The sequence below is a fragment of the Sphingopyxis sp. sgz302558 genome (genome assembly GCF_057220455.1).
Genome location: NZ_JBXPUZ010000002.1, coordinates 787,869 through 807,087, shown reverse-complemented (window position 1 = coordinate 807,087; position 19,219 = coordinate 787,869). Strand labels below are relative to the sequence as shown.

Genomic DNA, 19,219 nt, shown 5'->3' with positions numbered 1-19,219 from the left:
TCAATATTTTATCAGTGTCACCTGCGCCACGCTGATCCCGCCACCGCGAAACCCACCTTCGCAATATTGCAGATAGTAACGCCAAAGCCGCACGAACCGATCGTCAAAACCCGGCGGCAACAGGCGCTGCTCTACGGCCGCGTCAAAATTGGCGCGCCATTGCTTAAGCGTCTCGGCATAATCACTGCCGAAATGCACTGCATCCTCCCAACGCAGCCTGCGTTTTTCCGCCAGCATCCGAAACTCGGCTTCGCCGAGCAAGCAGCCCCCCGGAAAGACAAAAGTCTGGATAAAGTCACGACTACGCGCATAGGCAGGAAACAATTCGTCACGAATCGCAATGAATTGGATGGCGGCGCGGCCACCGTCGCGCAAACGCTGGCTAACCACATCTAGAAAGATTGGCCAATATTCGCGTCCGACGGCCTCGACCATTTCGACGCTGGCGATGGCGTCAAATTGCCCGGTCACGTCACGGTAGTCGGTCAGGGTAACGCGCGACTTGCCGCCGGGATCAAGTGCCGTGAGCCTTGCCTGGGCTACCCGTGCCTGTTCGGGACTTAGCGTGATCGCATGGACAATCGTATCGTGCCGTTCGACCGCGCGCGCACTCAAGCTGCCCCAGCCGCAACCGATTTCCAGCAGCTTGCTGCCCGAATGTAGCCTTAGTCGGTTGAGCAGCGCATCGATCTTGTGCTGTTGCGCCTCGGCCAGTGGTTGATCAGTTTCTGCAAACATTGCGCTGGAATAGGTCAACGTCTTATCCAGCCAGGCGGCGTAAAAATCATTGCCCAAATCATAGTGGGCCAGAATGTTGCGGCGTGCACCCGACCGGTGATTACGCCGCAGCCAGTGCAGCACGCTATTCACCCAGCGCCACGGCCCTTTCGCCCGCGCCGCTTGGCCCAATCCGTCGGCATTGCGCATGAACAGGTCGAATAATGGCACCGCGTCAGCGCTCCACCATTCGCCGCGTTCCCACGCGACATACCAACCTGCCGAACCGGATAAAGCGAGCCGCACTAGCGCTGCCCAGCTACGCAGTTCGACAATTGCTAGCGGTCCTTCGCCGCGACCACCCAAGATGCGCACGCTGCCATCTGGCAAATGACCCTCAAGCGCGCCAAAATCGAGACCGCTGTCAATCCGGTCGAGTTGGCGGTGGAACCATGCAGCGGGCAATCGCGCCAAGACGCGTGCCAAGCTCCCGCCGGTCGCGAAGCCCGCCTCGGCCCTCACGAGATGCTCCCCACGCTTGCTCCGAGGCTGAATGGTCATCAGGCCACCTTGTCGCAAAGCCAGCGCGCGTGCAATCAGCTTTGCGCCTTCATGACACCATGCGCCGCCAGCGCCCGCTGGCGCGCCTCCCGATGCCCGACAATCTTGCGCGGATAACCTTTAGGCAGCACGCCATGTTCATAGGGGTCGTGGACATAGGGGTCGGATACATCGGCCAATTCAGGCACCCAGCGACGAATATAGTTGCCAGCGTCGAACTTTTCCGACTGGGTTAGCGGTGCCATGATCCGCACGAACATATTGCTGTCGACGCCGCTGCCTGCCGTCCATTGCCAGTTGGTTGCATTTGACCCGTAATCGGCATCGACCAGCGTATCCCAGAACCATTGTTCACCAACGCGCCAGTCGATCAGCAGATGTTTGATGAGGAAGGATGCAGCAATCATGCGCACGCGGTTGTGCATCCACCCTGTGGCCCACAGCTCGCGCATCCCAGCGTCGACAATCGGATATCCTGTACGGCCTTGCTGCCATGCTTTAAGATCAACCGCGACCGCAGAGTCGTCATGGTCCCGCCACGGAAAGTGGTCGAACGCCTCGCGCGCGTTGCGGCTGCCATAATCTGGATATTGTTGGATCAGGTTCGCGCCATAATCGCGCCACACCAACTCCTTCAGAAAAGTTTCTACCGACCCGCCGCAGGCCATAGTCGCATGCCAACACTGTGCAGGTGACACCTCGCCGAAATGCAGGTGTGGCGACAGAAAACTGGTTTCACTTTCGGACGGAAAGTTCCGCCGTTCCTTGTAGCGGCCGGCGCGGCCCAAAAAGTCATTGAGGCGCGCCTGCGCTCCCGCCTCGCCCGGTGTCCACGTTGCGCGCATTCCGCCCGCCCAGTCGGGCCGGATTGGCAACAGCTCCCAATCATCAAGATTATCACTGACGGGCCATTGGTCGGGGCGCGCTAGACTGAACGGAACAGGCTGCGGCGCCGGCGGCGGCATGGTATCGGAAAGCGCGCGCCAGAAGGGCGTGTAGATCTTGAACGGCGTACCACCGCCGGTCAGGACCGTGCCGGGCCGAGCAAGATATTGCCCGTCATAGCGCACTAGCGGGCAATTGTCAGGCAGCGCCGCATTGAGCGCGCGCTCGGCATTGCGCCACCATGGCTCACTATGGCGCAGGGCATGGATGGCCGATGCGCCGGTTTCGCTCGCCAATTCTGCCAAAATCCTGTCTGCCCTGCCCCGCCGCAACAACAGCCGCGACCCACGCTGCTCCAGATCGCGGGCGAGTGCGGACAAACTGTGATGCAGCCACCAACGCGACGCTGCGCCCATGCGGCGGTGTGCAGGCGTGTCATCGTCAAGAATATAGATCGGAATCACTGGCCCCGCTGCTGCGGCAGCGGTGAAGGCAGGGTGGTCAGAGAGCCGCAAATCCTGCCGCAACCAGACAATCTGGGTTTGGGTCATCGGGTGTCCGCCACCGGCTTGGCCACGACCTTGAAACGATCTACCGCCAATGGATGGCTATAGCGCTGATCGGTCAAGGTCAGCGTTCCGTCCGGCCCAAATCTTGCAACTGGCATACGCGACCAGAACAGAAAAGCGCGTACTTCGCTGTTGCCGGCTGCAAGAGCCGCAAGGCGCGGGTCGCCGGCATTGTGAGGAATCACCTCTGCATTTGCCGCAGGCGACGAGAAGGAAGAAAACCTGATCTGGCCGTAGTCTTTATCATCGCGCCAAAACACTTCGCGCTCCCAAAACGCCAACGGGGGCGGGCTCGCAACGACGAGCGGGCTTTCGATTCCCTTTGAACGAAGGGCTGCCATCGCATTCCGCTCAGCCAGTCCGGTTATGACGCCATTCGCGACGATATAGGCCGAAGCTATAACAACCGCAAAGCCCGCCGGCTGCGACCAATTGGTTACGCCCTTCCGCTCTGCCCGCAGCGATATCCACAGCGCGCAGGCCAATCCCAGCCATAACCAAACGTCGACGATAAAGATGCTGTCGCCATAGGACCAGCGACTGCTGAATGGTTCAAGCAGGCGGACGCCATAAGTGTTCAACCAATCCATTGCTGGATGGCTGAGCGTACCGATGCAAGCGAGTGCCAGTAGCCACCCCTTATGCACCGCTGGTCGTTCCGCATCGGCCCGCCGCCGCCACTGGTCCCATCCAAGCATCGTCGCCCACAGCAGGATCGGCAAGATCAGCATAGCCAGCGGTCCATGCGTAATCCCGCGCCGAAACGCCAGATGCTCCGCTCCATTCAGCCAGAACAGGCATGCGGCATCGATATCGGGAATATTCGCGGCGATGATTAGCGTTGGCATGGCTAGAGCCGTCTTACGCTTCAGCCCTGCTTGCCCCAGCAGCGCCCCAACCAAGCTATGCGTCAGATTGTCCATGACAACGGGTCATATGTTTGAAGCCGTTCGAATGTTAGCTGTTTTTTCAGCTCGCACAGGTCAGCATTGCTCGCGCCGCGATTCCAGCGCGAAAGGATGACGATGAAACGGAAACCAGCAATTGCGGGCCTGTGTGCATGGCTGGCTCTGACCAGCCATGTCGCGGCGAAGGAAAGTGACGCCGAGAAGGCGCCTGAAGTCGCCGCCAGCATACGTGAAATGGCTGATAAGGGTTACTACTCCGAATATGGCCGCGCGCCCTCATGGTACCTTGCTGATCACCGGAAATTGGCAACCAGCATCGCCGCGCTCGCTCCGCAGCGTCCGGGGGTGGTCGATGCCTATGTCGTTGCCATCGGGCTCGATTCGGACGGTGTGTTCGGACGGGAAGCCGCCGAAGCATCACGTGTACTTGCCCGCCGCTACGACGCCGCTGGCCGGACAATCCTGCTTACCGCCGGGCCCAACGCCGAACAGGCCATTGTCGCCAACGGGTCACCGCGAAATCTGGCTACCACCATCAGCGCCATAGCTGCGACGATGGATGTGAAGGAAGATGTGCTAGTCCTCTTCACCACCAGCCATGGGGATGCCGACAGCGGGATGGCTTATCGCGACGAAGAATTTGGCAATGGCATGATTGGGCCGGGCCGATTGCGTGCCATGCTCGACGGCAGCGGTATCCAACGCCGAATGGTGATTATCTCGGCCTGCTATTCGGGGATATTCGTCCCCGCGCTGCGCAGTGACTCCAGCGTCGTGATCACTGCGGCTTCGGACCGGACCACTTCATTCGGTTGCAATGCCGGCAACGACTGGACCTTTTTCGGCGATGCGCTGATCAACAATGCCATGCGCAAAAACGACCCGCTCGTCGTGGCAGCGCGCAAGGCATTTGGATTGATAGAAAACTGGGAAAGGAAAATCGCGATCACACGGTCGCGCCCGCAACTATTTGTGGGTCGGGACGCAAAGGACTGGCTTGGCCCGCTTGAGAAACGCACACCCAAGGAAACGTCTGAAAAGGTCGGGCGTCCTTCGCTGCGGCTTTAAAGTTCCGGCCCCACTTCGTCGCCCACTATCCAGGTTTGGCCTTTGCCCAACAGCTTGTTCAGGTCCGCTGCCTTGCCTTCGGACGTCACGCGATTTTGCGCCCAGACTTCGGCCTCAAATGTTGGGCGCGGGTCATCATAGAGGACGCCGAGCGCCATCGGGAATTCACCGAAACGCATTTCGACGAGCATATGCGCGACGCTACGGTTCGTAACATCGTGCACAATCACCCCGGCGGCTTTCCAGTCGCCGTCGACCACGTCGACGACCTTAAGCGTCAACGTATCATGGTCGAGTGTGATGCCCTTCGTGCCCTTGGCGAACAGCATGGGCTCGCCATTGGTCAACCAGAGCTGGCGGTCTTCGGCCCCTTTGGGTGCAGCGAAATCCTCGAACACATCTTTATTATAGACGATACAATTTTGGAAAATCTCGATAAAGGCCGCGCCCTTGTGCGCATGCGCGGCCTTCAGCACCTCAGGCAGATTCTTGGAAACATCGAACCCGCGCGCGACGAACCGCGCACCTGATCCCAGCGCAAAGGCGCACGGCATTGCGGGGCGGTCGACCGAGCCATAGGGGGTCGACGGGCCGTTGGTACCGACGCGGCTGGTGGGCGAATATTGTCCCTTGGTCAGCCCGTAAATCTCGTTGTTGAACAACATGATCTGGCAATTGAGGTTGCGGCGCAGCAGGTGCATCGTGTGGTTGCCGCCAATTGACAGCGCATCGCCGTCGCCCGTGATGATCCACACATCCAGCTCGGGATTGGCCAGCTTCAACCCCGTCGCCACCGCCGGTGCACGGCCGTGGATGGTGTGGAAGCCGTAACTTTCCATATAATATGGAAAGCGCGACGAGCAGCCGATTCCGCTAACGAAAACAGTCTTTTCGGGCACCGCGCCGATTTCGGGCATGGTACGCTGCATCGCCTTCAATATCGCATAATCGCCGCAACCGGGGCACCAGCGCACTTCTTGGTCGGTTTCCCAATCTTTCATGGTCGTTGCGCGGGCAATGGGGGTCATGTCGTTCATGAAAGGGCTCCCGCTATGGCGGCTTCGATTTCGGCGATAGTGAAGGGCTGGCCCGACACTTTGTTGAGCGGCTTGGCATCGACCAGAAACTGATCGCGCAGCAGGGTTTTGAGCTGCCCCGTATTCATTTCCGGCACGATCACACGGTCAAAACTGTGCAACAACTCGCCCAAATTCTTGGGCGTCGGCCAGATGTGGCGGATGTGGATGTGGCTGACGTCCTGCCCGCGAATGCGCGCTTTGGTCACGGCTTGATGGATCGGGCCATAGGTGGAGCCCCAACCGACAATCGCCAGTTTGCCGCCCGGCGCGCCGACTTCGCACGTCTGGTCGGGAATAGTGTTCGCCACCCCGTTGACCTTCGCCTGGCGCAGGTCGGTCATCGCTTGATGGTTGGCGGGCGTATAGTTGATGTGGCCGGTATCGACTTCTTTCTCGATCCCACCGATGCGGTGGAGCAGGTCGGGCGTGCCGGGCTTCACCCACGGCCGCGCGAGCTTGTCATTGCGCGCATAGGGTTTGAACCCGCCCTCGGGCACATGATCCAGGAAAGTCACCGGGAAGGGCTTGATATCCTCAATCTCGGGCACCGCCCACGGTTCGGCTGCGTTAGCGATATAGCCGTCGGTCAGCAGCATCACCGGCGTCATATATTGCACCGCAATCCGCACCGCTTCGATCGCGCAGTCGAACGCATCGCCGGGCGAGCGCGCCGCAATCACCGGCATTGGCGCGTCACCATTGCGGCCATAGACCGCCTGATACAGGTCCGATTGCTCGGTCTTGGTGGGCAGGCCGGTCGAAGGCCCGCCGCGCTGCGAATTGACGATCACCAGCGGCAGCTCGGTCATAATGGCCAGACCCATTGCCTCACCCTTGAGCGCGATGCCCGGGCCGGATGACGAGGTGACACCCAGCGCGCCGCCATAGCTGGCCCCAATAGCCGAACAGATGGCGGCGATCTCGTCCTCCGCCTGAAAGGTAGTGACGCCAAATTCCTTGAGCCGCGACAAATGATGCAAAATGGCTGATGCGGGGGTGATCGGATAGCCGCCGAAAAACATGGGCAAACCGGCGAGCCGCGCACCTGCGACTAGTCCCAGCGCAATCCCCTCGGCGCCGGTCAGCGCGCGATACAGCCCGGGTGAGGCGGGTGCTGGGTCGACGTGATATTGCTTCAGCGGGCCCGACAGCTCCGCCGTTTCACCCCACGCATGGCCCGCGTTGAGCGCCGCGACATTAGCCTCGGCCAGCCCATCGTTGCGCGCGAATTTCGTACGGATCCAGTCGATCAGCGGCTGGCGATCGCGATCGAACATCCACAGCGCGAGGCCCAGCGTCCACATATTTTTGCAACGCAGCGCTTCCTTGTTGCCAAGGCCATAGGGCTTGACCGCGTCGAGCGTCGCCTGACTGATGTTGAGCTTGAGCAGCTGCCACGGCGCGAGGCTGTCATCCTCCAGCGGGTTGCTCGTATATTTCGCCTTCTCCAGATTGCGCGTCGTAAATTCACCCTCGTCGGCGATGATCAGCCCGCCGGGCTTCAAAGCGCCGACATTGGTTTTCAGCGCCGCCGGGTTCATCGCCACCAGCACGTCGGGCGCATCGCCCGCGGTGTCGATGCTGGTCGACCCGAAATTGATCTGGAACGCCGACACGCCGAACAGCGTGCCCTGCGGCGCACGGATTTCGGCGGGAAAGTCAGGGAAGGTCGCAAAGTCATTGCCCGCGAGCGCCGACGACAGGGTAAATTGTCCCCCGGTCAGCTGCATCCCGTCGCCGCTGTCCCCGGCAAAACGCACCACGACCGCATCCGACGCCTGCACTGTCGCTGCGCCGACCGGCTCTTGTGCCAAACTCGCCATTATTCGTCCTTGTTTCCTGCGTACCCGGTCAGCCCAGACTGGTGCGGACTGCCGTTTTGACTTGCAACTGATTAGGCGTTGCAGAACCGCGCCGCAATTCAGAAAAATTATCGCCGTGCCAAGCAATTTGTGACAAGGGCGCGGGCATGAGCCATGATTTCTCCCACCTGCCCTATCGCCCTTGCGCCGGGGTGATGCTGGTCAACAGCGCCAATCTGGTGTTCGTCGGCCAACGCCTGGATAGCAGCAGCGAGGCGTGGCAAATGCCACAAGGCGGGATAGACCAGGGTGAAAGCCCGCGCGATGCGGCGCTGCGCGAGCTGGACGAGGAGGCAGGGATTGCGCCTGACCTTGCCGACATCATCGCGACCAGCGCGACCGAGCATTTTTATGACCTGCCGCCGCAGCTGATGGGAAAAATGTGGGGCGGGCGCTTTCGCGGCCAGCGCCAGCACTGGTTCCTCGCGCGTTTTCGGGGCAGCGATGCCGACATCAATATCGAAACCGAGCACCCCGAATTTCGCGCCTGGCGCTGGACCGAGATGGAGTTGCTGCCCGAGCTGATCGTGCCGTTCAAGCGCGACCTTTACCGCGCGCTGGTAGCCGAATTCGGCGCGATACTGGCGCGCGCATGACCGGGGCCATATCCTATCTCTACGCCGTCGGCCTTGGCAGCAACCGCGCCGGGCGCGGCGGGCGCACCCCGGCGGCGATGGTCGCCGCCGCATTGGCCGCGCTCGACAATGCGCCGCTGACACTGCTCGACGCCAGCCCGATCAGCAGCAGCGCCCCGCTGGGCCCCAGCCGCCGCCGCTATGCCAATTGCGTTGCGCTGGTAGCCAGCCCGCTGCTCCCCGACGAATTGCTCGAAGAACTCCACGTCATCGAGGATGCTTTCGGGCGCAAACGCGCGCGCGACTGGGGCGAGCGCACACTCGACCTCGACCTGATCCTTTGGTCCGAGGGCAGCTTTGTCAGTGGCGGCGCAGTCGTGCCGCACCCGGCGTTCCGCAGCCGCGCCTTCGTGCTCGCCCCCCTTGCCCGCATCGCGCCCGATTGGCACGATCCGCTGACGGGCCTGTCCGTCCGCCATCTGCTCGCGCGCCACGCCCGCGCAAAGCCGGTTGACCGCTTCGGCGCGCGGCATTAGGGGCACCGCTTCCGCAATGTGCGCATTGTGCGGGCCCTTAGCTCAGTCGGTAGAGCAACTGACTTTTAATCAGTAGGTCGCTGGTTCGAACCCAGCAGGGCTCACCATTCCCCCTTGTCGCGCCTTCATGCCATCCCATATGGCAACCCATGAACAATCCCCACGCCGCATCTTCGGCGCCCTGGCACGGCACCACCATTCTTTCCGTCCGCACCCCTGACCAAGTCGTCATCATTGGCGATGGGCAGGTGTCGATGGGCAATACCGTCATGAAGCCCAATGCGCGGAAGGTGCGGCGGCTGCATGACGGGTCAGTAATCTCGGGCTTTGCTGGGGCGACCGCCGACGCCTTCACCCTGTTCGAACGGCTGGAGGGCAAGCTGGAGCGGCACAATGGCCAATTGCTGCGCGCTGCGGTCGAGCTGGCCAAGGATTGGCGCACTGACAAATATCTGCGCAACCTTGAGGCGATGATGATCGTCGCGGACAAGGATGTGACTTTGGTCATCACCGGCAATGGCGATGTGCTGGAGCCCGAGGGCGGGGTCACCGCGATCGGCTCGGGCGGCAATTTTGCGCTGGCGGCGGCGCAGGCGCTGGTTGGTTATGAGGCCGATGCCGAGAAGCTGGCGCGGCGCGCGATGGAGGTAGCGGCCAACATCTGCGTGTTTACCAACGACCGCTTCACCATCGAAACCATCCCAGCGAAAAGCGCCTGAATCCCATGCAGAACAGCTTGACCCCGAAGGCCATTGTGGCCGCGCTCGACGCGCATATCGTTGGCCAGAGCGACGCCAAGCGCGCGGTCGCCGTCGCGCTGCGCAATCGTTGGCGGCGGCAGCAATTGCCCGCCGAGCTGCGCAGCGAGGTGACGCCCAAGAATATCTTGATGATCGGCCCCACCGGGTGCGGCAAGACCGAGATCTCACGGCGGCTGGCAAAGCTTGCCGATGCCCCCTTCATCAAGGTTGAGGCGACGAAATTCACCGAGGTTGGCTATGTCGGTCGCGACGTCGAGCAAATTGCCCGCGATCTGGTCGAAGAAGCGGTGCGGCTGGAAAAGGAACGCCGCCGCGAGGCGGTGCGCGCTGCCGCCGAGGAAGCCGCGATGGAGCGCTTGCTTGACGCGCTGACAGGCAAGGGCGCAAGCGAGGCGACCCGCGCCAGTTTTCGCCAGCGCATCCGCGACGGCCACCTTGATGACAATGAAGTCGAAATCGAGGTCAGCGAGGTCGCTGCTCTGCCCTTCGAACTGCCCGGCCAGCCGGGACAGATGATCAACATCACCGAAATGCTAGGCAAGGCAATGGGCAGCGCGCCCAAGAAGCGCCGCAAACTAAAAGTCATCGATGCTGCCACCCGGTTGATCGAGGAAGAACAGGACAAGCGGCTGGACCAGGATGATGTTGCGCGCGTTGCGCTCGCCGATGCCGAGGCCAATGGCATCGTGTTTCTGGACGAGATTGACAAAATCGCCGTCAGCGATGTGCGCGGCGGATCGGTGAGCCGCGAAGGCGTGCAGCGTGACCTGCTGCCGCTGATCGAGGGCACCACAGTGGCGACCAAATATGGGCCGCTGAAGACTGATCACATCCTGTTCATCGCCAGCGGTGCCTTTCATGTTGCGAAGCCGAGCGACCTGCTCCCCGAACTTCAGGGCCGCTTACCCATCCGCGTGGAATTGTCGGCGCTGACCGAAGCCGATTTTGTCCGCATCCTGGCCGACACCCGCGCCGCTCTGCCGGAACAATATGCTGCGCTGTTGGCGACCGAGGGCGTGACAATTAATTTTGCCGACGACGGGATTGCCCGGATTGCCGCGATTGCCGCGGATGTGAACGAGCGCGTCGAGAATATCGGTGCCCGCCGCCTGCAAACCATCATGGAAAAATTGCTCGAGGAAATCAGCTTTGGCGCCGAGGCGATGCGGGGCGTGGCGGTGACCATCGACCGCGCCTATGTCGACAGCCAGCTGAGCGCGATTGCGGGCGATACCGATCTGTCCAAATATATATTGTAACTGGTCGCCCGAAAGGCACGGGTTGACGGCTGCATTCGCCGAACATGGTTTGACTTTGCCGCGATATCGGTGCGATGACTTCGCCGTTCGTCGGCAATCGGGTCGCACCCCGGCGAAGGGAGACAGTAATGGCCGAGGGTCAGCCGCCGGTTCAGGGCGAATTGGGCATTTTGCGCGTGGGCGACAAGCTGCGCATGGCGCGCGAGAGCGCGGGACTGTCGATCGCCGATATTGCCAACCGGACGCGCATTTCGCAGCGGCATCTCGACGCGATCGAGCGATCTGATTTCGATACGCTGCCCAGCCGTACCTATGTCACGGGGTTTGCCCGCGCCTATGCCCGTGCGGTCGGCATTTCGGAGGTCGAAATTGGCCGCGAGGTGCGCGCCGAGCTTGCAGGCGGAGCCATGAGCCCGCGCGAGATTTATGAGGCCTATGAACCCGCCGATCCCGCCCGCGTACCGTCACGGATGTTGGCATGGAGCCTTGTCGCGCTAGTTGTGCTGCTCCTCGGCGGCTATGCCATCTGGCGCACGCTGGCGCTTGACAATGTGCCCGTGGCGTCGACCAAGGTTGCGCCGGTCAAGAAAGCGGAAGCGGCCAAGGCTGCTGCTACTGCGCCCTCCGTTCCGCAGGTTGCCGACAATGCGCCGGTTGTATTGACCGGCATTCAGGAGGTGTGGATCGGCTTCGACGATGCCACTGGCAAGACCGAAAATTGGCGCACACTGGACGCGGGTGAAACTCTGACTGTACCCGCCGATTACCTTGACAAATTTACGCTGCGCACCGCCAAGCCGCAAATGCTGAAAGTAACTATAGGGGGGCTGGACGTTGGGCCAATTGGTCCGGCAGACACGCTGGTGAAGAATTTTTCGCTCAAGCGTGCTGACCTTACCGCCCGCGCCGCTAACGCACAGCCGACCGCAAGCAGTGTGCCTGCGCGCTAAGGTGGCGTTCAGCCGCACCGCGTTTTACCAATGACACCAAAGTGAAGTTTCGGATGACAAGCATGACCAATTCCCATTTTCGCGCGTTGTGGCTGACCGGTATCGCCGGAGCAACGGTTCTCGCCGCGCTGCCCGCGGCCGCGCAGGAAACCAGCGTCACCAAGCGGGTTGAAAAGCTGGAAAAGGAAATGCGTGCGGTGCAGCGGCAGGTGTTTCCCGGCGGGGCACCGGCGTTTTTTGAGGGCGAAATTGGCGGCGATCCCGTGCCAAGCGAGCGCCCGGCTGGATCCGCTTCGACCCCAATTGCCGATCTGACGGCGCGGGTTGATGCGCTCGAAAGCCAGCTGCGCGCCGTGACCGAGCAAAGCGAGCAAAATGGCTTCAAGCTTCGCGAACTGGAGCAACAATTCACGGCATACAAGGTCGCGGTCGACAAGCGCTTGATTGCGCTTGAGCCAACGGTTGAATCACCGGATGGGGCTGCCGTACCAGCACCCGCTGCCACCGCCACCCCGGCAGAGCTGGCTCCGCGCCCGGTTTCTACCACCTCCACACCGGCGGCGACCACGCCGCGACCGATATCAGTTGCGCCAACCGCCGTTGCCGCTCCACTCCGCCCTGCCGCCGACCGGGTGGCGCGGGTTAAGGCGGTCGAAGTTCCCGCAACGGGCAATGCTGTCGATGACGGTTATACCTATGGCTATCGGCTTTGGGATGCGAAACTCTATCCAGAAGCGCAGGCGCAGCTCAAACAGGTGGTTGAACGCAATCCGAAGCACCGGCTTGCCAGCTATGCGCAGAATTTGCTGGGTCGCGCCTATTTGGACGAAGGCAAGCCTAGTCTGGCCGCCGTCGCCTTTTACAACAATTATAAGGATCGACCGGAAGGTGAACGTGCGCCGCACAGCCTGATGTATATGGGTATTGCCCTCGACCAGTTGGGGCGCAAGGCCGACGCGTGCAAGGCTTTCCGTGAACTTGACGAGGTTTATGGGGAGCGCGCACCCCGGGATGTTCGCAGCGATGCCGCCGCAGCCAAAGTCAAGGCCGGTTGCTGAACCCGAACAGCTCGCCGCGCTAAAGGACGCGCTGGCACGGCTTGCGGGCGCTGATCCTGCTTCGTTGAAGTTCGGCGTTGCTGTGTCGGGCGGGCCGGATAGCATTGGCCTGCTGCTGTTGCTGCGCGCAATTCAGCTCGGTGACCTCGCAGTTGCGACGGTCGACCACGGCTTGCGACCCGAGTCTACGGTGGAGGCAGATGATGTTGCCCGTCTTTGCCGCAGATTCAGGCTTCGCCATGACATACTTCGGGGCGATTCGCCGCTTACTGGCTCGATTCAGGCGGAGGCTCGAGCGCTTCGGTACCGGTTGCTCGAGAAATGGCGCGTGGCACGCGGGTTGGACTATGTGCTGACGGCGCATCATGCGGATGACCAGGCAGAAACGCTGCTGATGCGCCTGAACCGTGCCAGCGGAGTTGCGGGGCTTTCGGCTATTCGCGCGCGAAACGGGCGAGTTCTGAGGCCGCTGCTCGGTTGGCGGCGCGAAACGCTATTGAATATCTGCCGGACCGCAGGCGTGTTGGTCGTTGACGATCCATCAAATCATAACCCTCGTTTCGATCGCGCCCGCATGCGACGTCAAATTGCTGATGCCAGCTGGATTGATGCCGCTGCGCTGGCGCGCTCGGCGGATTTACTCGCTGGCGCTGATGAAGCATTGGACTGGGCGGCAGAGCAAGCTGAGCAAGCAGGCGATCTTGACAACATCATCGACAACGATTGGCCGGACGAAATCGCCTGGCGGGTCATGCGAAACCATCTGTTTCGCTTCGCGGGCCAAAGCATTGGCGACCAGCGGCAGTTGTTGGACGCGGTGACCGCGCTGCGTGCAGGGCGCAAAGTGTCGCTCGGCCCGCTCATCATCACCCCTGACCCCAAAGTCGGCACATGCTGGCGCATTATGCGGGCACCGCCGCGACGCGGATAAAGCAGTTATTGTCAAATTGCCGCTACGCCCTATCTTAGCTAGTGACATGGGCGCACAGGCGCGCCTCTAGGAAAGAGCGAAAATGCAGGACGACAAGGACCCACCGAGCAATCCTTGGATGAAGAGCGCGATGATTTGGGTGGGCATTTTGCTAGCCATGCTGGTGGTCGCCTCGCTTTTTGGTACCGGCAGTGCGCCTGCAGGCGAAGCTATAAAATACTCGGAATTCATACAAAAGGTCGAGGACGGGAGCGTCAAGGAAGTCGTCCTGAGTGATGATCGCATCACCGGCACGCTGACGAACGGCGACAACTTTTCGACCAATATGATCCGAGACTCTGAACTGATTTCGACTCTCAAAGCCAATAATGTCAACTATGACGGCAAGCCTGCAGAAACCCGCAACTTCTGGATGTACATGCTCATTCAGTCGCTGCCTTTCATCCTTATCCTTGGCATCGCCTATCTGGTGTTCCGCCAGGTGCAGAAGAACAATGGCAACGGAGCGATGGGTTTCGGCAAATCGCGCGCTAAGCTGCTGACCGAAAAGCAAGGCCGCGTCACTTTTGACGATGTTGCCGGCATCGACGAAGCTCGCGAGGAATTGCAGGAAATCGTCGAGTTCCTGAAGGATCCGGGAAAGTTTTCCAAGCTAGGTGGCCAAATCCCCAAGGGTGCTTTGCTGGTCGGATCGCCCGGCACGGGCAAAACCCTGCTCGCGCGCGCCATCGCGGGCGAGGCAGGCGTGCCCTTTTTCACCATTTCGGGCTCGGATTTCGTTGAAATGTTTGTTGGCGTCGGCGCGAGCCGTGTTCGCGACATGTTTGAACAGGCCAAACGCAATGCGCCGTGCATCGTGTTTATCGACGAAATCGATGCGGTGGGTCGCCACCGTGGTGCCGGGCTTGGCAATGGCAATGACGAACGTGAGCAGACATTGAACCAGTTGCTGGTCGAAATGGACGGGTTTGAGGCTAATGAAGGCATCATCATCGTTGCCGCGACCAACCGCCCCGATGTGCTTGACCCTGCGCTGCTGCGCCCTGGACGCTTTGACCGTCAAGTCGTTGTCCCGCGCCCTGATATCGATGGGCGTGAGAAAATCTTGAGCGTGCACACCAAGAAGAAGCCGCTCGCTCCTGACGTCGATCTGCGCAAGATTGCACGTGGAACGCCGGGCTTTTCGGGCGCAGACCTTGCCAACCTCGCCAATGAAGCTGCACTTCTTGCCGCTCGCAAGGGCAAGCGACTGATTGCTGCCGATGAATTTGAAGAGGCCAAGGACAAGGTCATGATGGGTGCTGAACGGCGCTCGATGGTCATGACCGAGGAAGAGAAAAAGGCGACCGCCTATCATGAGGCAGGACACGCGCTCGTGTCGCTGCACGTTGATGGCTGCGACCCACTGCACAAGGTGACTATTATTCCGCGTGGACGCGCCCTGGGCGTCACGTGGAACCTGCCCGAGCGCGACCGCTATTCGATGAACATGAAGCAGATGAAAGCGCGCCTCGCGCTATGCTTTGGCGGGCGCATCGCCGAACAACTTATCTATGGCAAGGACGAGCTCAACACTGGCGCTGCCAACGACATCCAGCAGGCGACCGACATGGCGCGGTCTATGGTGATGGAATATGGTATGTCGGAAAAGCTCGGCTGGCTGCGCTACCGCGACAACCAAGAAGAAGTGTTCCTCGGTCACAGCGTCGCCCGTACACAGAGCATCTCAGGTGACACCGCCCGGTTGATTGACGAGGAAGTCCGCCGCTTTGTCGAGGAAGGCGAAGCAACCGCGCGCAAGGTGCTGACCGACAATATCGATGAGCTGCACCGCCTTGCTGCTGCGCTCCTGGAGTATGAGTCGCTGTCGGGTGATGAAGCCAAGCGCGCCATCGCCGGTGAGCCTGTTGGTCGCGACGACGATCGGGATAGCGGTGTCGCCGCTATCAGCGGCCATGCCGGCTCGCTGCCGCAGGTCAAGCGTCGGCCCAAGCCGTTCGGTGATGCCTCGGCGCAGGGGGCGTAAGTTCGATAGGTGTCTGTTTTTCAACGCCTCACGCTCGCAATCACCCCTGCCCTATTGCTCACTGCGCCCGCGCTGGCGCAGGACGGCAGTAATCTGGCACTCGACAGCATTGTCGAGCTGGTGAAGACCGAAACCGACGCCATTGGCACGGAGACAACGCGCTATGCCAAGCCCGACGTGGTGGTGCCGGGGGATCGTGTGCGGATCACGCTGCGCTTTCACAACCGCTCGCGCGATGCCATCCAGAATTTGAAATTGCGAAATCCCATCCCCGATGGGCTTCAATTCGATGGCACTGATGATTTGGCAGGATTCACCCTCTCGGTTGATGGCGGCACCAACTGGGGGCAGCTGGCCGCATTGACGGTGACTCCGGCGGCAGGGTCCGCGCGCCCTGCCACATTGGCTGATGTCACCCATGTCATGTGGATTTTGCCCGAGGCAGTAACGCCGGGTTCGCGCGGCTCAGTCAGTTTCTTTTCGCGCGTGCGATAGCGCGCGATGGCCCTTTACTGCGACGAATCGGGCGGCCTGTCAGCAGGCGCCATGACATTCGCTGCCGTGGCGATCGCTCCCTCAGCCGCCGATGCGGTCTTGGTCCGCTACCGCGCCATCACTGGCCTGCGCGGTGAACTCAAGGGCAGCCGGATTACCCCGGTCGAGCGGGGCTTGCTGTTCGAAATACTTGCCCAGCATGACGCCCGCGCCTGGGTCGCGGTTGCGGACGGGGCGATGTTGGCAAAGGTGCAGCAGGAAGCGCTTAGCGACAAGCAACTTTACTCACGATTGCTGGATACCGCCGTAGCGGCATGGCTGCCAGCCACCGGAGGCGAATGCGCCGATATTGTCATTGATGCAGGCCGCTATGACCCGCGCATTCTTGATGGCGTACGCAGCGATATTCAGGCCCTGCTCGGGCAATGGGGCAATGCATCAGTGGCCGACAGCCGGCGCTGCGCCGGGATCCAGATTGCCGATGTCATCGCCAACAGCCTATTCAACCTCACCATCGGGTCCGTTCGCGCCCGGCGGATCGGCGCGATTGTCAAGCCGTGGATCGATAGCCGCCGCTTGCGCATAATCGCGCTCCACCAATAAGAAAGGGGGCGACAGGCAAGCTGCGCCCCCCCTTCCCTTTTCGAACCCTACGTGTCCGCCGGATCAGTCGAAGTCGGCACCGCCGCCGGCAGGCGCGCGCGGCGGCGCAGCTGCCGTCAGGCGCAGTGCTTCGGCTGAGCGCGAGATCGAGCTAATCTCGTCGGGCGTATCATCGTCATCGAGCACAACTTTTTGCAGCGAGCCCACCAGCGTTTCGCCCAGATCATCGGGACGTACCGTCTGTTCGGCGATTTCGCGCAGCGCAACCACTGGGTTCTTGTCGCGATCACGGTCGATGGTCAGTTCGCTGCCGCCCGAAATTTCGCGCGCGCGATGCGCCGCAAGCAAAACCAGATCAAAGCGGTTGGGAACCTTGTCGACGCAATCCTCAACGGTAACGCGGGCCATGTGTCATCCTTGCAATGTGGAAAATCGGCGCAGCCACGCCGCATATCAGCGGGCGCGGCTAGCAGCATGCGCACCTCGAGTCAATCAAACCGCCTTGCTACCCAATGCCGCAGTCGCGATATGGGGTGGATGACTGGCGAGAGCAAGACCGTAACACTGCCGGACAGCGCACCGCTGGAAATTGACGGGCATCAAGCGCAGATACTGGCCGACGCCAACAGCCGCCTTGAACGTTACATCAGCCTGATTGATGACGCTGCCCAATCGGTTGAGATCATCATCTATATCCTTGACGATGATGCGGTGGGACGACGGGTCCGCGAAGCGCTGGTCCGCGCTGCCCGCCGCGGCATTGCAGTGCGGATCATTGTCGACAGTTTCGGATCCGGCGACACCGGGGCAGAATTTTTTTCGCCACTGCGCCATGCTGGCGGCGACGTTGCGTTCTTTTCCAGACGATGGCGGTCGTCATATCTTATCCGCAACCACCAGAAAATGTTGCTGGTGGACGGTCGGACAGTGTTTTTGGGCGGATTCAACCTAGCTGACGGCTATTTCGATAACGCTTCTGCTACCGGATGGAGCGATCTGGGTATCGTGCTTGCCGGTCCGCAGGTGGCGGCGATGTCAGACTGGTTCGACCAGTTGTTCGCCTTCACGCGCAATAGCGACGGCAAATGGCTCACTTTCCGCCGCTTGCTGCGTCGCTGGCATGACATGCACCGCCCCGTCGGGACGCTGCAATGGCTGGTTGGCGGTCCGACGGAACGGTTATCGCCCTGGGCGCGTTCGATCCGCACCGACTTGGCGGTTGGTCGCCGTATCGACATGGTCATGGCTTATTTCTCGCCCGGGCAAGGCATGCTGCGGCGCATGGGCCGCGCCGCACGTCGAGGGTCCGTGCGGCTCATTACCGCCGCCAAATCCGACAATGGCGCGACAATCGGCGCGGCGCGCCTGCTGTATCGCTACCTTCTTCGCAAGCGTGTAACGATTTTGGAATATCAACCGCAACGTTTGCACATGAAGCTGATAGTAGTCGATGACTCAGTTTATATCGGCTCGGCCAACTTCGACATGCGAAGTTTGTTCGTCAACCTCGAACTGATGCTGCGGATTGAACATGTTGGGCTTGCTGCACAGGCGCGCGAACTAATCGATGCAATCGCTGGCGAAAGCGAAATGGTAACGCGCGACTGGATTGCAGAGCGAGGTGGCTGGCTAACCCGACTGCGCTGGGTGCTGTCCTGGTTTGTGGTCAGCACATTGGACTATACAGTGGCCCGGCGCCTGAACTTCGGGCTAGAGATTGATCAGAGCTAGCAGTTAACTGTCTTTCCAGCCCCAGAACAGGAAGCAGGGCGGGACATTCCACCACTCGAAGCCCTTGTCGATGCGCGCGAAATGCACCGCCAGAAAATCGCGCGCACGGGCGCGGAACTGATAGACTAAAAATCCGCCATCCTTGCGCAGCACGCGGTGCGTGGCTTCCACAATGGCTGGCCCCACGCCGGCCGGAAGCGTCGAAAACGGAAGGCCCGACAACACATAGTCAGCGTGATCAAAGCCGTGCGCACGAATGATGGCCTCGACATCCGCTGCTGAACCAAGGACCGGCACGAAGCGGCTGTCGCGAATATCGTTTTTCAGATATTCGATAAAGTCTGGGTTGGTATCGATCGCGATAAGCGTCGCATCACCTGGCAAATGTTCGAGCACCGGGCGGCAAAAGGTGCCAACCCCTGGGCCAAATTCGACAAACAGCTTTACTTTTGACCATTCCACCGGGCCGAGCATGTTGGCGATCAGCGTCGGCGACGACGGAATGATCGACCCCACCATCACCGGATGCTTGGCAAAGCCCTTCAGAAACATGCCCCACGGGCCAAGTTTGCGAATCAGACGGTCGGTCAGGCGTTGGGCGATGCGCGGCTTGGCGCGGCTTTGCGTCATGTGGGGTTCCGGGCT

General features: G+C 60.9%; 19 protein-coding genes and 1 tRNA gene. 13 read left to right on the top strand and 7 right to left on the bottom strand.

What is annotated here, in order from left to right; translation table 11 throughout:
• From AC2TC0_RS09355 to AC2TC0_RS09345, 3 genes are read right to left on the bottom strand one after another with little or no spacing between them, the layout of a single operon-like run.
• Complete coding sequence (locus AC2TC0_RS09355) at positions 1 to 1,278, bottom strand: class I SAM-dependent methyltransferase (RefSeq protein ID WP_484717234.1); 1,278 nt, start codon at positions 1,276 to 1,278, stop codon at positions 1 to 3.
• Between the two features lie 35 nt (positions 1,279 to 1,313).
• On the bottom strand, positions 1,314 to 2,714 hold the full coding sequence (locus AC2TC0_RS09350) for a cryptochrome/photolyase family protein (protein WP_484717233.1): 1,401 nt from the start codon (positions 2,712 to 2,714) through the stop codon (positions 1,314 to 1,316).
• The gene (locus AC2TC0_RS09345; protein ID WP_484717232.1) at positions 2,711 to 3,655 is read right to left on the bottom strand and encodes a metal-dependent hydrolase; all 945 of its coding nucleotides are present in this window, start codon (positions 3,653 to 3,655) and stop codon (positions 2,711 to 2,713) included. The genes AC2TC0_RS09350 and AC2TC0_RS09345 overlap by 4 nt, the downstream gene beginning before the upstream one ends.
• 102 nt (positions 3,656 to 3,757) lie before the next feature.
• Here AC2TC0_RS09345 and AC2TC0_RS09340 point away from each other — a divergent pair, with 102 nt between their 5' ends.
• Positions 3,758 to 4,708: a C13 family peptidase gene (locus AC2TC0_RS09340; RefSeq protein ID WP_484717231.1), complete on the top strand. Its 951-nt coding sequence runs from the start codon at positions 3,758 to 3,760 to the stop codon at positions 4,706 to 4,708.
• On the opposite strand, the gene AC2TC0_RS09335 is transcribed toward AC2TC0_RS09340, so the two are convergent.
• A complete protein-coding gene (locus AC2TC0_RS09335) occupies positions 4,705 to 5,745 on the bottom strand; it encodes a 2-oxoacid:ferredoxin oxidoreductase subunit beta (protein WP_484717230.1) in 1,041 nt (346 codons plus the stop codon). The genes AC2TC0_RS09340 and AC2TC0_RS09335 overlap by 4 nt on opposite strands.
• A complete protein-coding gene (locus AC2TC0_RS09330) occupies positions 5,742 to 7,610 on the bottom strand; it encodes a 2-oxoacid:acceptor oxidoreductase subunit alpha (protein ID WP_484717229.1) in 1,869 nt (622 codons plus the stop codon). The genes AC2TC0_RS09335 and AC2TC0_RS09330 overlap by 4 nt, the downstream gene beginning before the upstream one ends.
• Before the next feature lie 146 nt (positions 7,611 to 7,756).
• On the opposite strand from AC2TC0_RS09330, the gene AC2TC0_RS09325 reads away from it, so the two are divergent.
• The 11 genes from AC2TC0_RS09325 (at position 7,757) to AC2TC0_RS09275 (ending at position 16,843) form a co-directional block, all read left to right on the top strand.
• Positions 7,757 to 8,245 (top strand): RNA pyrophosphohydrolase, encoded by a 489-nt coding sequence (locus AC2TC0_RS09325; RefSeq protein ID WP_484717228.1) that lies wholly within the window; start codon positions 7,757 to 7,759, stop codon positions 8,243 to 8,245.
• Positions 8,242 to 8,760 carry a 2-amino-4-hydroxy-6-hydroxymethyldihydropteridine diphosphokinase gene (gene folK / locus AC2TC0_RS09320; protein ID WP_484717227.1) on the top strand — a complete coding sequence of 173 codons (519 nt, stop codon included), beginning with the start codon at positions 8,242 to 8,244 and terminating at the stop codon, positions 8,758 to 8,760. Before AC2TC0_RS09325 ends, folK begins: the two co-directional genes overlap by 4 nt.
• 31 nt (positions 8,761 to 8,791) lie before the next feature.
• Positions 8,792 to 8,867 (top strand) — tRNA-Lys (locus AC2TC0_RS09315).
• A gap of 42 nt (positions 8,868 to 8,909) precedes the next feature.
• Complete coding sequence (hslV, locus tag AC2TC0_RS09310; protein WP_484717226.1) at positions 8,910 to 9,479, top strand: ATP-dependent protease subunit HslV; 570 nt, start codon at positions 8,910 to 8,912, stop codon at positions 9,477 to 9,479.
• A 5-nt stretch (positions 9,480 to 9,484) separates the two neighbouring features.
• Positions 9,485 to 10,780 (top strand): ATP-dependent protease ATPase subunit HslU, encoded by a 1,296-nt coding sequence (hslU, locus tag AC2TC0_RS09305; protein WP_484717225.1) that lies wholly within the window; start codon positions 9,485 to 9,487, stop codon positions 10,778 to 10,780.
• Between the two features lie 128 nt (positions 10,781 to 10,908).
• Positions 10,909 to 11,730, top strand: coding sequence for a helix-turn-helix domain-containing protein (locus tag AC2TC0_RS09300; RefSeq protein ID WP_484717224.1), 822 nt, complete (start codon positions 10,909 to 10,911; stop codon positions 11,728 to 11,730).
• Between the two features lie 62 nt (positions 11,731 to 11,792).
• Entirely contained in the window at positions 11,793 to 12,788 is a 996-nt protein-coding gene (locus tag AC2TC0_RS09295) for a tetratricopeptide repeat protein (protein ID WP_484717223.1), read from the top strand.
• Complete coding sequence (gene tilS, locus AC2TC0_RS09290) at positions 12,721 to 13,719, top strand: tRNA lysidine(34) synthetase TilS (RefSeq protein ID WP_484717222.1); 999 nt, start codon at positions 12,721 to 12,723, stop codon at positions 13,717 to 13,719. Before AC2TC0_RS09295 ends, tilS begins: the two co-directional genes overlap by 68 nt.
• 82 nt (positions 13,720 to 13,801) lie before the next feature.
• Positions 13,802 to 15,745, top strand: coding sequence for an ATP-dependent zinc metalloprotease FtsH (gene ftsH, locus AC2TC0_RS09285; RefSeq protein WP_484717221.1), 1,944 nt, complete (start codon positions 13,802 to 13,804; stop codon positions 15,743 to 15,745).
• 9 nt (positions 15,746 to 15,754) lie between these two features.
• Entirely contained in the window at positions 15,755 to 16,240 is a 486-nt protein-coding gene (locus AC2TC0_RS09280) for a hypothetical protein (protein ID WP_484717220.1), read from the top strand.
• A gap of 6 nt (positions 16,241 to 16,246) precedes the next feature.
• Positions 16,247 to 16,843 (top strand): DUF3800 domain-containing protein, encoded by a 597-nt coding sequence (locus AC2TC0_RS09275; RefSeq protein ID WP_484717219.1) that lies wholly within the window; start codon positions 16,247 to 16,249, stop codon positions 16,841 to 16,843.
• 63 nt (positions 16,844 to 16,906) lie between these two features.
• Here the strand turns inward: AC2TC0_RS09275 and rpoZ are convergent, their stop codons facing one another.
• Entirely contained in the window at positions 16,907 to 17,251 is a 345-nt protein-coding gene (gene rpoZ / locus AC2TC0_RS09270; protein ID WP_484717218.1) for a DNA-directed RNA polymerase subunit omega, read from the bottom strand.
• 129 nt (positions 17,252 to 17,380) lie between these two features.
• On the opposite strand from rpoZ, the gene AC2TC0_RS09265 reads away from it, so the two are divergent.
• Complete coding sequence (locus AC2TC0_RS09265; protein ID WP_484717217.1) at positions 17,381 to 18,574, top strand: phospholipase D-like domain-containing protein; 1,194 nt, start codon at positions 17,381 to 17,383, stop codon at positions 18,572 to 18,574.
• 3 nt (positions 18,575 to 18,577) lie between these two features.
• Here AC2TC0_RS09265 and AC2TC0_RS09260 read toward each other — a convergent pair whose 3' ends face one another.
• A complete protein-coding gene (locus tag AC2TC0_RS09260) occupies positions 18,578 to 19,204 on the bottom strand; it encodes a class I SAM-dependent methyltransferase (RefSeq protein ID WP_484717216.1) in 627 nt (208 codons plus the stop codon).
• Positions 19,205 to 19,219 lie beyond the last annotated feature (15 nt).